Genomic DNA, 15,348 nt, shown 5'->3' with positions numbered 1-15,348 from the left:
TTTTTAAGCGATAGGTTTATTTTTGTAGTCGGTTAAATCTATCGGCGGTTGATAATTTTCATCTTGCATATTTACTTGCTCTTGCTCTTGACTGTTGTCTTCTAGACTTATACTAGGAGTATGTTCGTACTGCAACTTATACAATTTGTAATACATACCCTTTTGTTTAAGAAGTTGTTGGTGAGTACCTTGTTCGACCACCTTGCCCTTATGCAAAACTATGATGTTGTCGCAATTTTGTATGGTAGACAACCTGTGAGCCACAATTAAAGTTGTTCTGCCTTCCATAATCTTACCAAGCGCATCTTGTATTAATATTTCGGTTTCGGTATCAATATTTGCCGTTGCTTCGTCAAGTATTAAAACTTTGGGTTTGTAGGCAAGCGTTCTTGCAAAAGAAAGTAATTGCCTTTGCCCAGAAGACAGCGAAGAACCGCCCTCGTAGACTGGTTCGTCATAGCCCTGCTTTAATTTAGATATAAAAGTATCGGCGTTGACATATTTTGCCGACGCAAGTATTTCTTCGTCGGTTATATTATCGTTTCTAAGTCTAATATTGCCCTTGATGTCGCCGGTAAACAAAAAGACGTCTTGTAGCATTTGCCCTACGTTTATACGCAGGCTGTCAACCGCAATTTCTTTAATATCTATGCCGTCAAAAAGAATTTGCCCCTTTTGAATATCGTAATAACGACTAATTAAACTTTGTATTGTTGTTTTGCCTGCGCCGGTTGCGCCCACAAAAGCAACGTTTTGACCCGGGCTAACCTTAAACGAAACATCTTTAAGTATCCAATTATCGGCTTCGTAGGCAAACCAAACGTTCTTAAACTCTATCTCGCCCTTAATATCTCCAAGCGTAATTGCGTCAGGACTATTCTGTATGTCGGGCGATTCGTCAAGCAAACCAAATATTCTTTCCGCCGAAGCCGCCGCCGATTGCATAACGTCAAGTTGCTCGGCAAATTCTTGTATAGGGTCAAAAAATCTACCGATATATCTTTGGAAAACTACAATCGTGCCGATAGTAATAACACCTTCCATATACATTTGACTGCCAAACCAAATTAACAAAATAGTAGCGAATATATTTAGCAAATAAACCGTAGGTCCAAACATTGAGTGAGTCATTATTTGCTTAATATGACTACGCTTTAATTCTTCGCTACGTTGTTTAAAGTTGTCAAGAGTTTTATTCTCAACAGTAAATAACTGAACTAACTTCATACCCGAAATATGCTCGGCTATAAAAGAATTTAGGGCGGATAACTTAATGCGAATTTTACGGTGATTGCGTTTGCTAAAACTTGTAAATATCAAGGTCAAGATAATTATAAATGGCAAAGTCGTAAAGGTTAAGAGCGATAATCTTACGCTAAAACTTAACATCGTAACAATTATGCCGATTAACGTTGCTACGCTACGCAACATATTGACAATAACATTTGTGTACATCTCGCTTAGCGTTTCTACGTCATTTGTTGCCCTTGTCACTATTCGACCGATTGGATTGTTGTTAAAATAATTGATTGACAATTTATGCAAATGTTTAAACACGTCAAGTCTAATAGAATAAATTACCCTTTGCCCTATGTAGGCAAGTACAAGACTTTGAGCGTAAGACACTCCAAAAGCAAGTAAAACGCAACCTAAATATTTAAGCACGAGAATAATAATTCCCTTACCGACTTCGGGCGTATAATTGCCGTAGTTTTCGGCTACGATATCGGTCGCTTTACCTATCAATATAGGTTGATATAGGCTTAGCAACACAAGCGCTATAACAAATATAACGGCGATAACAAATAGCCAAGTGTAAGGCAAGGCGTATTTTAGTAATCTACCTAATGTTTTTTTACTTAATTTAACTTTTGTTTCACTTTTAATCATTCTTGCTCGTCTATCATCTTTTCTAGTTGTTGCTTCTTATGCAAAGAATAGTATAGTCCTTTATTTTTAATAAGCTGTTTATGCGTACCTTGTTCTACAATCTCGCCTTGGTCTATTACGATTATGTTATCGGCATTTTGTAACGCAGACAGTCTGTGCGCAATAATTATATTAGTTTTATTTTTGCGGAATTTTGCAATATTTTCTAGTATTTTTTCTTCTGTATCGGTATCGACTGCCGAAACCGAGTCGTCAAGAATAAGTATCTCGGGGCTGTTGATGTAAGCACGAGAAATAGAAATTCTTTGTTTTTGTCCGCCCGAAAGCGTTACACCACGTTCGCCAACTATTGTTTCGTAGCCTTGCGTAAATTCGACAATATTGTCGTGTACGCAAGAAAACTCGGTAGCGCCAATTACTTCTTCCATAGTTTTTTGTCCGTCTACAAAGTCAACGTTGTTTTTGATTGTGTTAGAAAAAAGAAAATTATCTTGCGGAACATAACCGATGTTACCCCTTAATACCTTTAAGGGCATATCGAGAATATCTTTACCGCTAATAAATATAGTATTGCTACTAGGCTCGTAGAGCCTTACCATTAAGTTCATAAGCGTAGTCTTGCCACAGCCGGTTCTACCGACTATGCCTAGCGTTTGCCCGGCTTTTACCTCAAAAGAGATATTTTTAAGCACAACAGTGTCATTTTCGGGATAACTATATGTTAAATTCTTAACTTCAATACTACCAACGAATTGTTCGGGCGCAGTTGCGTTTGGGCTATCGACAATCTCGGGCTTTGCGTAAAGAATACTCTCAATACGTTTAAGCGAAGCCGAACCCAAAGTAATCATATTGATTGACATACCTACCGCCATCATAGGCCAAACAAGCATACCTAAAAATTGAATAAATACCGTATAGTCGCCAAGCGAAATTGTAGAGTTAACTGCCAAATATCCGCCGTAACCAATAGCGATTGCAAACGAAAGCCCAGAAATAACATTCATAAGCGGGTCCATAAGAGCTTGCGTCTTAAATAAATTGATATTATTTTTAAAATAAGATTTATTAACTTCTTTAAAAGCTTCAATTTCTTTATCTTGTTGAACAAAAGCTTTAATTACTTTAATGCCCGACATATCTTCTTGCACAAAGTCGCTAATCTTTGCAAAGGCCTCTTGCCTTGCGACATATTTTTTAAATAGCACTGGTCCAAGTAGCCTTGTAATTATAGCTATAATTATCAGTGGAATAACCGAAGCTACCGTAAGTTGCCAGCTGATAGTACTAACCATCTGCGCCAAAATAAACACAAGCAAAAAGAATATATCAAATACCATCATAATTCCTTGCCCCATAGCTTGTCTTACGGCTTCAAGGTCGTTGGTGATAAACGCCATTATCTCGCCTGTCTTATGTTGATGGTAGTAGTTAAGCGATAATTCTTCAAGGTGGGCAAACAAGTCGTTACGAATATCACGCTCGATTTTTCTTGCCGTGCCAAATATAAAGAAACGCCAAGCAACTCTACCCGAAACAATAATTACAGCAAGAATACCTATCCAAATTAAATTTGTAGTAATTTCGCTACCAAGCATAGTATTCAATTTAAGACCGTCGAAAATACGCCCGATAATTACTGGAATACGGGTTTGTAGAAAATCTATTAAAACTAAAAATAGTATTCCTATCAAATAATTGATGAAATACTTTTTTATAAACCCTCTTATGTAGGGGCTTTTTAAAAGACCGGCGACGCCTTCTTTTTTTGTAATATTTTTAATCTTGTCCATTTTGTCCTTGAAAAAATTGAGCATTATGCGTAACGTTATCCAATATAAATTTACCACCCTTTGCAAAGTTTGTCAATACAATATTATCAATAAAAAGATTGTTTTTGCTAGCTATATAAATAAAATACCTTTAATATTTTTACTATTAAAGGTATTTTGCGTTGCTAAATTATTAACATTTTACTATTTTTTTTAAATACTTATTTAATACTTATTTGCAGTTTAAAAGAATTTCTCTCAATTCTTTGGCGTTACTTACGCTATGCTTTACATCATAATTTTTAAGGCTTTCGGGCTGACCATAGCCCCACGATACGTATATAAAGTCCGCATTTGCATTTGTAGCCGTCTTAGCGTCTTGCGCTCCATCTCCTACGTAGTATATTTCTTCGGGCAAGACCGAGAAAAATTTCAAGCATTTCTCTACCCCCTCGCTACTAGGTTTAAGTTTGGTGACGCCGTCGTCTCCGCTAATGTAACTTACGCTGTCGTCAAAAAACCGCCTAACTATTTCGTTTGCTTGCCCGATTACCTTGTTAGTAACTACGCCGACCTTAATACCGTTTGCATTAAGCTCGGTAAGAAGTTCAACCATATTTTCGTAAGGGACGGTATGGTCGGTTGAGTGAACGACATAATATTCCATAGTCTTTTTGTAACAGTTATCTAATACATCTTGGTCGCAATTTTGCGGTAAAGCCCTCTCGACAAGCTTTCTAATGCCGTCGCCGACAAAACCTCTTACTTCGTCAAGAGCACGAAGCTTATAACCTAAGTAAGCTAACGCATAATTTACAGCGTCGGTTAAGTCTTGAAGCGTATATGTTAGCGTGCCGTCAAGGTCGAATATTACAGCTTTAATCCCTTTCATTATTTCCTTTTAGGCAACTTAACATCTCTTAATTAGTAATTATTGTCGCCATATTATTTATCTAATTGCAATTTTAAACATCTTTCAAAAGACAATATTGCTTTTAACCTTAGCCACATATTTATCTAGTTGCCTTTGGTTTGTCAAGACAACAACTTTTTCCTTATACTTATTGATTATTGCTTTATAGTCATTTTTACGGTTTTTTGTTCTGCCGTCACGCATTATCCACAGGAAAAATTCTTTGTCAAATTTTTCCTTACACCCAATTGTTATACTAGGGCGAGAAATATTCTTGTATTTATTATATCTTTTGCAAGCTCTATACAAGCACGAAAAACGATTGAAGTTAAGAAAAATTATGCAATCGCTTTGTTCTAGCCGTTCCTGACGATATAAACTTTGATAATTGCCGTCAATTATCCAACTAGAATTAGTTTGCAAAAAGTCAAAGACAATTTGACGTTCGTCTTGACTTTGCCTCTCTACCCAGTTAGGTAAAAATCTTACGGTATCTAAATGCAAACACTTAATATCGTAAATAATAGCAAGTTGGCTTGCAAGGGTAGATTTGCCCGAACCGCTATAACCAATTATACTTATTTTCACTATATAATTTCCTTATAACAAATTTTAACTCTCAAACAACTATTAGCTATAATGACTTTAACCGGGAATTTCTAGGTAAACTCTCAGTAATGGCAATACGTATTGCTTGCCTTGTAGCGATTGATAGGCTTGTTCGGTCATAGTTATGCCTGCTCCGCCTTGATTTTTAGGTTTTGTAAGCATTTCTAGGGTTTCTAATTGAACTACTATAACTATGTCGGCGTCATTATCGTTATTCGAGCTTAGCATACTATCGATTTGGATATTCTCAACTAAATTAAACTCGGTATTTCTATCCTCGCCATTTGACGTAAATATTAAATCTGCAAGATATATTTTTTTTAAGCTACCTAGAATTATTTGTCCGTTGTCGTCAAGTTGTTTAATCTCTATGCTTAAAGCCTTGATATAATTAATAAAGTTGTCAAACTGCGCGCCGGTATATAGGGCGCTACCTAAATTATTTTTGAAATAGCTGGCGACATAGCCTATAAAAGACAACCGCATAATATTACTAGCTTCGGAGTTGTTTACAATGTGTAGCTTATATGTAAACTTTTGGGTAGGAATAAGGTCGGTTATCGACATATTCATATCGATACTGGCTTCGTCGTTACTTAACGCAGGTATAGGACTTCCCAGAATGCTATACATCTCGTGTCTAGGCACTGAGGCTGGGTCTTCGCCCAGGTAATTGCCCCTGTCTAGCGTGCCGTCACGGTTAAAATCAAGCCCCTCGAATAAAGAAATTAGCGAGTCAATCTTAGCAATTTTAATTGAAACGCTGTTAATTTGGTCGCTAATAACAAACCAAGCAAAAACTGCGCTTGCCAAAAGACAAACAATCGTTATAATGCTTATTAAGCTGAGAACAACTTTGGTTTTTATCACTTTTCCCTCGTTTATTTGGTAGGTTCGGCATAAATAAATATGCTACCGATTGAGAATTCTTTTTCTGACAAAACGTTGGTTAACTGCATTTTGCTTATTTGCGTAGTGTCAAGCGTTAATCTAAATCTAATTGTCAAATCTTTATTATTTTTGCTCCAAACTTTGTTATTAAATAGGTAAAGGTCAGTTAGCGGAGCAACATTGTCGGTATAGATATCTAACCAGTAACTATCGGTTAAAACATTATAGCCCGGTCTAAGGCTTCCGTCGGATTGATGTATTAAAGCGCCATTCTTGTCAAGTTCTTTACGGTTGTCGTCTAAAAGGTTGACTCTATATACGCCTAGAATTGAATATTCGGTAGTATTTGTTAAATCTTTAAATACGCTACCTCTAATGTCATTTATAGCTAATGAATAATTTAAGTCTATTGCCTCGCCTACTCGGGAAACAGGAATAATAAAATCTACTGTTTCGTTAGGCAACAAACCCTTGATATTAAAAGGTTTTTTAGCAAAAGTGATGCCTGTTATCCATTCGCCCAACTTATTAACTTCATAATATTTGCCGTCGATATCTTTTTTATAGTAAAAGTAAGACTCTTTGACGTTAGCGCCGTCTTTGGTTGTTCTAATAATGGTTATTCCATTTTGCGCTATTTCAATTTGCGCAGTGCTTGCTTCTAGGTTGATGTTGCCAACCGAAGCGTTAGTGCTGTTTGTAACATAGGCAAAAACCGTAACGCAAAGGATAAGCATACTCGCAAATAATGCGATTAGCGTGTATACACTTTGCATTGGAATTTTAAATTTGCCTATTTTCATTACTTTTCCTTCTTGTATTTAATCAATGTAGTTATAGTTTTAATCAATTTTTGCCTTAATTTGCCTAATTAATATTATCTTATATTAAATTCTTGTAACCTCAAATGTCGCCACTACGGTTATATCGTACAATATAAATAGCCTTTCTTGACCGCCTCCGGGAAGTTGGTTCATATAAGGTTGTTTGACCGTAAATGTTAAAGTCATAGTAAAGCTCGTCGCCGTAAGTTTATCTCCAACAGGGGCAAATTTAATAGTTGGAGGGTGATTTGCAATATCGGTATAGCCTTCGCCTGCATTTGGAAAAGTAATATTGTAGTCAAGATAATTAGTGCTAAACATATTGTAAATATTGCCGATATCAATACCGCTTGCCAATCTATCTTGATACTCAATATCAAACATACCGTCATAACCGCTTGTCGATTTTACCCCGGTATAAGGCGAAGTTGCGTTGATGTTATAGATTTTTGTTCCGTTGACCGAATATAACTTCATAAATGTAGACATATTTGTTGCGCCGACAGAACCATATAACGAATTTGCTACGTTGGTAAAATATGTATTGATGGCGTCGGTATATTGTTTATCGGCGAGAGTTCCATCGGTATTTTTAATTATAACATTAGATTTATGCGTGTTGTTGTAAATATATATAATTTCTAGCGAAGGTATCCGTTCTAGGTCGTTAAATCTATATATCTTATTGTTTGAAATGTCAAGTAGCTTTAACTTAGTCAGTGTAACTAGCTTGGCTAGAAGTTTGTTGTCGGCGGTTTCGGGAAGACCGTTAGTACCGCTTTGAGTTGTACTTGGTGGAAGCGGCGCGGGCAAACTGTCATACAAAGCGTTGTTATCTAGGTACAATTCTTCAAGCGACGCCATACCCGAAAGATGTTCGAGTATAGTCAAGTTTTTATCCATTGTAAGATTGGTTAAGGCTTCGCTAAGCCTAACAACCTTGCTACCTTTTAAGTACTCTATACCTTGATAATTTTCAATATTAAGAATATTTTTAGTATTATTAAAAGGTTTGTCAACCATAAGCCAAGAAGTTCTTATAAACTTAACATTTTTATCGCTTGTAAAGCTATATTTGTCGTTATAAATTGTAAAGTTGTCATACGTCCACTTATATAAATTTAAGTCGGGCATTCCCAAAGAATCTATACTACCGTCTTTTAAAACGGCTCTAAGTATACCCGGCAAAGTAAACGTTGTGGTAGCGGAGTATTTTTCCCACAATAAAGTAGTAGGATAAATGTGACCGTTAGCCGTTTGCACGCCAAACTTATAATTATATTTAAGCTCAATTAAATTATCGGTTTTGCCTATTAAGTCAGTGTTGATGTTGATAATCCACTTTTTATCAGCCTTTTTGAGTAATTGTTCAAGCGTTAAATTAGCGCTAGCTAAGTAAGCGTCAAAGGCCTCGACATAACTAATGTGTCCGCCTAGCAATAGAGTATGCGCTACGCCGTCGTAGTAGAGTTGCAAGGTAATTGCATTGTTAAGGTCGCCTGTTATGTCAAAACAAATAATCGGGCTACCAGTAGGATAACTTAACGGCATCTCAAAAGAATTTGTCGTAACTTTACCGGCTAAGGAATCTGCGACACGATTGAAATAAGTATAATAAGGCAAGAAGGGGTGTATTTGCGTGTTGCCGTCTTCGCTATTGCTTACGTACTCAATAGGTATAGAAATATCTACTAGATTTGTCCCCAGACTAAATGCAAACGTCATTTTTAAAAACACAGATTGTAGGTTGTTAGGATTTCTGCCTAGTTTAACGTGCAAGCGTTGATTTGGCGTAACGTCGTCAATATTATAAACGTCGTCAATATTATTTACAAGCTCATAGGTAACGCTAGTTACGTTTTTATCGGCATAAGCCGAAACATCTTTAAATAGTGGCTTAGTAGTGTATCCGTTTAAGGCGTTAGGGTCGCCAGAATTTGCGTTAGTTATTTGTATTTTACCGCCATACCAAGCGCTCGATATGCCTTGCGCAACCGTATAGTTATCTTGTACGCTTTGCGAAACGTTACCTTCAACGTTAAGTAAGGGCGAGGTTGCCGTAGCGCCATTACACTTTACGCTAAACTTAATACGTTTGATATTTTGATTAATAACAAAGTTGTACATATTTGTCGAGCTTTCTCTAAAATGTCCAACCGAAGTTATTCCGCTAGTAATATTAGCGGTGTCGTCAAGCAGTGTAGGCTGTGCCGAACCGTCATAAGTTTGGTATCCGTAAATCGCACCGCTAAATAAATCGGTCTTAGGAATATTAAGTTCGCCGGAAAAAGAATAGCCCGTCCAATCTATCGAACCATTGTTATCATTATCCCTTTCTATATAGTATTTTTCAAGGTAATCAAGTAACAAGGTATTTGCTACCTTAACTTTATTTGCGTCGTCGGCGTTATGCACTATATGCAAATCAAAGGTCTTGCTTGCAAAACTTAGACTGTTGCCCTCATAATTTAAAGTTGCGGTAAAAGCAACGTTAGTAACCGCATTTTGCTTAGGGCTAACTCTGCCAAAACTATCTATTACGCCGTTGTTATCGCTTGTATATTTAATTTCCACTTTGTAACAATAGTAATATAGAGGCAAATCAACATTTTGACTTACATAGTAGCAGTGGTGAGGTTGATTGGCTTGACAAAAACTACAAGAACTGTGTTTGGCGTTGCCAAAGGTAACCTTGCTAAAATCAAGATTGTCCTTAATTCCGTCGCCATTGGTATCTTTATCAAAGTAACTCTTTATGTCGCCATAATCAAATCTAGAAACATTTGCTTGTTTGCCATTGCTTAAAATATTAGATATTTCGTAAAAAATATTGTAGGCTACTAAATTGTTATCTACGGCTTTAACTACTATATAATCGGCATTATTGTAAACCGTCGTTCCTGATTTAAAGGCAACGTCGGTAATGACTACTGCGTTTGGAGTATCTATGTATAACTTGTCGGTTAAGCTAGTTGGAGTAAAACTGCCGTTTGTAATTACAAAAGAACCTGCATAACCGTGCATAATTGTGATTGTGTGACCATTTAAGAATATTGTAAATCCGCCTAGGTCTATATGACAGTCAGCGGTTACGAATAAATCGTTATTTAGGGTTATATTATTTGTTAATTTAAGGGTAAATCTAGCTTTTGTAGGGTCGCTTATTATGTTGTTGTTATTATAAATATTGTCTTGCGAATTTATAAATAACGCTGTTTCGTCGGCGATAGAAATAGTTTTATTGCCTAGTTCGTCAAGACCAAACGATGGGCGTTGTGCGTCGGGTAAGTCTTTAATCGACTTAAAATAAGCGTAAGCAATAGGTATGCTTACTGCAATAAGCATACATACCGCTAAAATTATAGATATTATTGTAATGGTCTTAGTTTTCATTAACTTCCTAATTTTACCTCAAAGTCTCTACTAAACGTTACTCCGCCTACGGTGATACTTGCCCTAATTACTGCATTTGAAGGGTTACCCGTACCAAAGCTATTATTCTTAATCTGTTTAGCGCCGTTTGCAAGGGTTAGTAATTCAACATTAGCGCCCGAAACAATCGTCCAAGTTATATCATAAGAAAGCGTAGAAGTTACTACAACCTTAGTTGTAAGTTGTAAATATTTAGTCGTGATTGTATTAATTTCTTTTAATCTATACAAATAATCAAGTATTGTCTGCTGTTCCATCGTTAAAGTAGGAATATACTGCGTTCTTACATTGCTTAAAGTATACCAAATAGCCGGGTCTACGTTGTGCGCCTTTTTATAGCTATAATATATATTAGACAGCGTTGTCGCCGAGTAGCCCATATTGATATTTGTATTGCTTACGTCAACAAAATTTAAATTTGCTACGATTAGTTTGTTTATTGGAGTGATATCGGTCAACTTAGCGTTGCCAAATAAATCAAGGTGGGTTAGATATTTTAGTGTTGCAATACTTGAAATATTGTCAAGCGAACAATTTTGTAAAACTAACTTGGTTAATTCGTGGTTATAGATTGTCAATTTATTGAAAAATGCCGACGCAGTTGACACCGAAGTAAATATAGGTGTAACTGGGCTTGCAGAACCATAAACATATAGTTCTTTAAGACTAGTAAATTCATTAAGACCATAGGTCGAACGGTCTAAACTTGCAACATAAGCATAGTAAAGCGGTTTCTTCTCATTTGCATAAGTTTCACATACCCTAGTATCTACGACAAAACTATACTTATTAGTTTCTTTATTGTAACTTACTATGTAAGTCACATTGTGTATATAACTTGGGGTAGAAACGCCTGTGTATAAGTAGGTCTTGCCAATGGTTGTAGCGTCAGCGCCTTTGAGAACGTTTGTAAGTTCGTCTGCGGAATTTAATCGTATAATATCCGTTCTAGCCACAAAGGCGTAAGTTGAGTTGCGATAAGTAAGCTCATAGATAGTATTATTAATATATTGAGACGATGTTAGCCCTGTGTACAAATACAAACTGCCTACTTGATGTTTAGTAGCCCTGCTAAGAATTACGCCTATACCGCTTGAAACCATATTTTCTTTACTCAACATAGTCGTAGTAGAACTATCGGTATGTTTGCTATTCCAGTAGACATAGATGTCGTTAATTCCGGTGTTTGTAAATACGTCAACTTTGGCGGTATTGTTTGTTATTGGGTTAATCGAGCTAATAACTGGGGTAGGTAAATTTGTCGGCAAGACAGTCTCAAAGAAAGACTTGATAACTCTTATTTCATCGGCAGAAAAGGTAGACTTACCGTCCGAATTAAGAATTTTGATATCGCTAGGTAAATAATCTATGCCGACAGTATGCGGAGCAGTATCACTTTCAGCCCAATTAGAAACAGCCTCCCAAGTATTAAGAATAATTTTTTTAATCTGGGCTACTATGGTCTCTTCAAGCACATTTTTCATTGTGTAATTTGTGTTTTTAAAGATGTAAGTTGTTCCGCTTGCTACAAGTTTATAGACCCTATTGTGAACATAATTTGCCGTAGTTTCGCCGGTATAACAAAACATCTTATCTTTGTTGCTTGCGCCATTTGTAATCAAGCTGTCCATATCCGCTTGCGTAGCTTTATTTGGATATGTTCCATTGTCTTTGGCATAAAAGCCATCTGGGTTTAAATTAAGAGCAAGTAGCGCATTGTCCCAAGCCTTGCTAAACTCTTTATAACCAAGTTGAGTATAAGCGTGTTTTATAGTTCCGGCTTCGTTTAAAGATATTTTAGCATTTGAGTCGTGAAGAGCGCTTCCCGAAGAAGAGTGATAAATACGCCAATAATTATCTGCCAACGAGCCGTCAACACCCGTAATAGCAGGGTTATTCGACGAAGCCCAACCTAAATAAGTTGCAAAGTTTTCTGGGTTTTCCCCTGGGAATGCATAGTTTAAATTGTTAAGTTGATTTACAAATAATTTAACGTCTAAAAGAGCATTTGCCCTACCATTTGGCTTCCAAGTCGTGCCGGAATTAATAGCTTGCGACCATATACTTGAAAACCCGGCATCGCCTGCGAAAAAAGCGTCTATTACAGATTTTTCTTCGCTAGAAATATCTACTCGTCCGTTAGATTGCTTGTTTGCAACACTGCGTAGCGAGTCTGTCGAGCCTTGCGAAACATCAATAGTAATTGCATCTTTAATCATTTGCCCGTTGTTATTTGTTGCCGCCGCCCAACCTAATAGCGCTAGCAATCTTTGCGAGGCAGAACCATTCTCAAAGACTAGATTGTCGCAAAAGTTAATATCTCTAAGTAGAATGTAGTTCCATTTGCCAGTTGTGTCGATAGTTGCTTGACCGTTTACAGTGTCGATTGCAAGCCCCATCAGTTCGTTTTGTGGTAGCTGTTGCCAAACTTGCATTTTTACCGAATAGAACACTTCCTTGTCGGCAAAACCAGCCAAATCATTATGAATTGCGCCCGGAACGGTAAAGTGAAGCTCCCTTACCTCTCTGCTTGCAGGGGCGCTAGGCATATAAATCGTTACGTCAACAGGAATTTGTTTATCCGTACTTGCAAGTTTTGTAAGGTCGATATTAATTGCGCAAGTCGAGCCATTTAAGTCTATGGACTTGATTATGCCATAGGATAAATCTTTGTTAATATCTCTGTTAGAGTTGTTGATATATTTTTCCCATTCGCCAATATAGTCGATATACTCTTTTTTGCTTGCATACATAGTTATGGCTTGCGCTTCGGGCTGAGAAATTGTCGCCTCGCCGTCGGCAACGCACGCCCCCGTCGTAGTATCAAAACCGGGATAAATTGTATCCGCTCTTGCCAAACTTTTTCCCGTCGCCCATTCAATTAGCTTAGGGTATATCATGTCAGCAGAATTATAAGTGTCTACAATTTTTTGTAATTTTGTCTTTATAATCGGTTGAGAATATTCGATATTAAAACCAAGATAACTAGTCGGTACGTTAAAATTGCCAGACTCTTTATCCATTCCGCTCATTATACGAGTATCTATGATTTGTTGAAGAACATCAACGCCTGTTAAATATTGTTGTATGTACTCAAAAACAATATTCTGCAAATCCGTGTTACTGCCTAACTTAATCTCTACGCCTAAGTTGCCCTCATAGGGGGGTTCGGTAGGACTAAAATAACCCTTAACCTTAATTTGAGCGTACACTTGGAAAGTTGCCTCGTTTAAATATACGTCGTTTGCGTGACCGCTATTATCTCTGTCGTCGCAAACAAGATAATAATACGCAGGGTCGACGGTGTATTCTAACTTAGTTAACCCTAAATCTTTACCGCCGGTCTTATTTTTATAGTCGTGCGGACTTGCGTCATCTACTACTGGCAAGTTAACAACCGAATTTGGCGCAGGATAAATTTCCGCTAGCGTTATAGGGTTGAGTAATGCCAAAAGATAGTCAAACTTCATTTTATTATTTTGTTTTACAATGTTAAAAGAATATTCTTTGGTATATATTTTAGAGTTAATTTTAATTTCGGCTATTAAACTTGCTTTTCCTTGCGAGAATTTGCCAATTTTACCATCGTTTGCAATTAAATCTTGGTTACTGCTATGCCATTTTATAGTAGCATTTTTGCTCTTAATTGAAGTGGGCAAATACAAATCGTAGGTGATATCGGGATAACTTTCAACCCCGTTTTGAGTAGTTTTATTTGGAATATGTTTAAGTTCGTTGTTGATTATGCTTTGGAAAACGTCCTCGCCCGAACCTATTATTTTAAAGGCAATTTTTTGTCCGCCTAAGGTTACATAAGTATTAATCGAATTAACTACCAACTTTGCCGTAATTGTTTTTGTATTGGCATTATACGTATAGTCGTCGGTTTGAGCGATAATTTCTATGTCACCGCAGTCAACTAGGTAGCTCATACCATCAAATAAATTTACGCTTTGCCCGGAAGCTAACCCCGAACCAAGTTTTTTGTTAAAATTATGATTAATTATGTCGTAGCTTGCTTGTTTGTCAAACTGTCTAACGCCATTGAGCAAACTAATATCTACCTTTTGGCTATATAGGCTAGCCGATAGACCTATGTCAAGCGTCGAACCAAGACTATTTAGTATAAATTTGCCCGTACCAGTCGTAAGCGGTGAAATTTCTTTACTGCTTAATAATTTAACAACACCACTTTGCGTAAGATAAATATTAAAATTAGAAAAATTTAATTCGCAACCACGCAAATCTATTACGCAAGGCTTGCTAATAGTATGATTTTTAGTTAGAGTTATATTGTTAGCTAGAATAATTGTCCTACCCGAAACGTTAGAGTAGTTAATATCGTCAATTACTTTGTCTAACTCGCTCTCGTTCTTGATAACCGACACTTTTTGAGCATCGGTCGTTTCGGCGTAACTGATTACGTTTATTTTGCAGGTCTTACTGGAAAAATATGACGCTTTTGCGCCGATATGTAATTCAAATTTAAGTTTGTGCGTTTGTGTTTGCGGAGTAGAAACGCTACCCGATAAGATATACAAACCATTGTCGACCTTGCTTTCTCCGTTACCGCATAAAGCGCCTAATGTGCCTATAAACTGTCCGTCAAAGTATACCATAATAGCATTCTCTAAACCGGGCGTAGGCGTAGCAAGTAGAGCTATGCCGAAGTAATAGTGATAAATTCCGCTAGAAGAGTTGTTTAGCGCTAGCGTCACCTCGCCAAAATCTCCGGGACTTGTAAACACTAAATCGGTGGCGGTGTGCGAGGCGCTAAAAGAAGTTGCCGACGAACCTAAATTGTGGTTGAGAACATCTCCGCCGATTGAAGCGCTAGAAGAAAACAAGACGGCAAAACAAGCCGATACTGCTAGCGACAGCATTACAACGGCTAAACATAAAGATATTAAGTTTCTTTTGCTACTTTTCAATTAAAGTTTTACCTTTGCTTAATTTTAAGCGTTGCGTCTTATTGCTACTTCAATTTTGCTACTTTTTACATCAAGACTATTTATAA

General features: G+C 36.9%; 8 protein-coding genes. All 8 read right to left on the bottom strand.

The window, feature by feature from the left end; all coding sequences use genetic code 11:
• Positions 1-3: 3 nt before the first annotated feature.
• The 8 genes from RR062_04775 to RR062_04740 all read right to left on the bottom strand — a co-directional run bounded on the left by RR062_04775 (position 4) and on the right by RR062_04740 (position 15,262).
• Positions 4-1,890, bottom strand: a complete 1,887-nt coding sequence (locus tag RR062_04775) for an ABC transporter ATP-binding protein (GenBank protein MEG2027022.1) — start codon at positions 1,888-1,890, stop codon at positions 4-6.
• On the bottom strand, positions 1,887-3,683 hold the full coding sequence (locus tag RR062_04770) for an ABC transporter ATP-binding protein (protein ID MEG2027021.1): 1,797 nt from the start codon (positions 3,681-3,683) through the stop codon (positions 1,887-1,889). The genes RR062_04775 and RR062_04770 overlap by 4 nt, the downstream gene beginning before the upstream one ends.
• A 211-nt stretch (positions 3,684-3,894) precedes the next feature.
• Entirely contained in the window at positions 3,895-4,554 is a 660-nt protein-coding gene (locus RR062_04765) for an HAD-IA family hydrolase (GenBank protein ID MEG2027020.1), read from the bottom strand.
• An 84-nt stretch (positions 4,555-4,638) separates the two neighbouring features.
• On the bottom strand, positions 4,639-5,163 hold the full coding sequence (locus tag RR062_04760; GenBank protein MEG2027019.1) for a DNA topology modulation protein: 525 nt from the start codon (positions 5,161-5,163) through the stop codon (positions 4,639-4,641).
• A 57-nt stretch (positions 5,164-5,220) separates the two neighbouring features.
• Positions 5,221-6,054 carry a hypothetical protein gene (locus RR062_04755; protein ID MEG2027018.1) on the bottom strand — a complete coding sequence of 278 codons (834 nt, stop codon included), beginning with the start codon at positions 6,052-6,054 and terminating at the stop codon, positions 5,221-5,223.
• 11 nt (positions 6,055-6,065) lie between these two features.
• Positions 6,066-6,878 (bottom strand): hypothetical protein, encoded by an 813-nt coding sequence (locus RR062_04750; GenBank protein ID MEG2027017.1) that lies wholly within the window; start codon positions 6,876-6,878, stop codon positions 6,066-6,068.
• Between the two features lie 84 nt (positions 6,879-6,962).
• A complete protein-coding gene (locus RR062_04745; protein MEG2027016.1) occupies positions 6,963-10,292 on the bottom strand; it encodes a hypothetical protein in 3,330 nt (1,109 codons plus the stop codon).
• Positions 10,292-15,262 carry a leucine-rich repeat domain-containing protein gene (locus RR062_04740; protein MEG2027015.1) on the bottom strand — a complete coding sequence of 1,657 codons (4,971 nt, stop codon included), beginning with the start codon at positions 15,260-15,262 and terminating at the stop codon, positions 10,292-10,294. Before RR062_04740 ends, RR062_04745 begins: the two co-directional genes overlap by 1 nt.
• Between the last annotated feature and the right edge of the window lie 86 nt (positions 15,263-15,348).

This window comes from Clostridia bacterium (assembly GCA_036654455.1).
Taxonomy (GTDB): domain Bacteria; phylum Bacillota; class Clostridia; order Christensenellales; family CAG-314; genus JAVVRZ01.
This window is presented reverse-complemented; position numbering and strand designations above follow the sequence as displayed.

Coding starts and splice junctions, on each gene's coding strand:
- RR062_04745 (MEG2027016.1), bottom strand. CDS start 10,292: ATGAAAACTAAGACCATTACAATAATATCTATAATTTTAGCGGTATGT.
- RR062_04775 (MEG2027022.1), bottom strand. CDS start 1,890: ATGATTAAAAGTGAAACAAAAGTTAAATTAAGTAAAAAAACATTAGGT.
- RR062_04770 (MEG2027021.1), bottom strand. CDS start 3,683: ATGGACAAGATTAAAAATATTACAAAAAAAGAAGGCGTCGCCGGTCTT.
- RR062_04765 (MEG2027020.1), bottom strand. CDS start 4,554: ATGAAAGGGATTAAAGCTGTAATATTCGACCTTGACGGCACGCTAACA.
- RR062_04750 (MEG2027017.1), bottom strand. CDS start 6,878: ATGAAAATAGGCAAATTTAAAATTCCAATGCAAAGTGTATACACGCTA.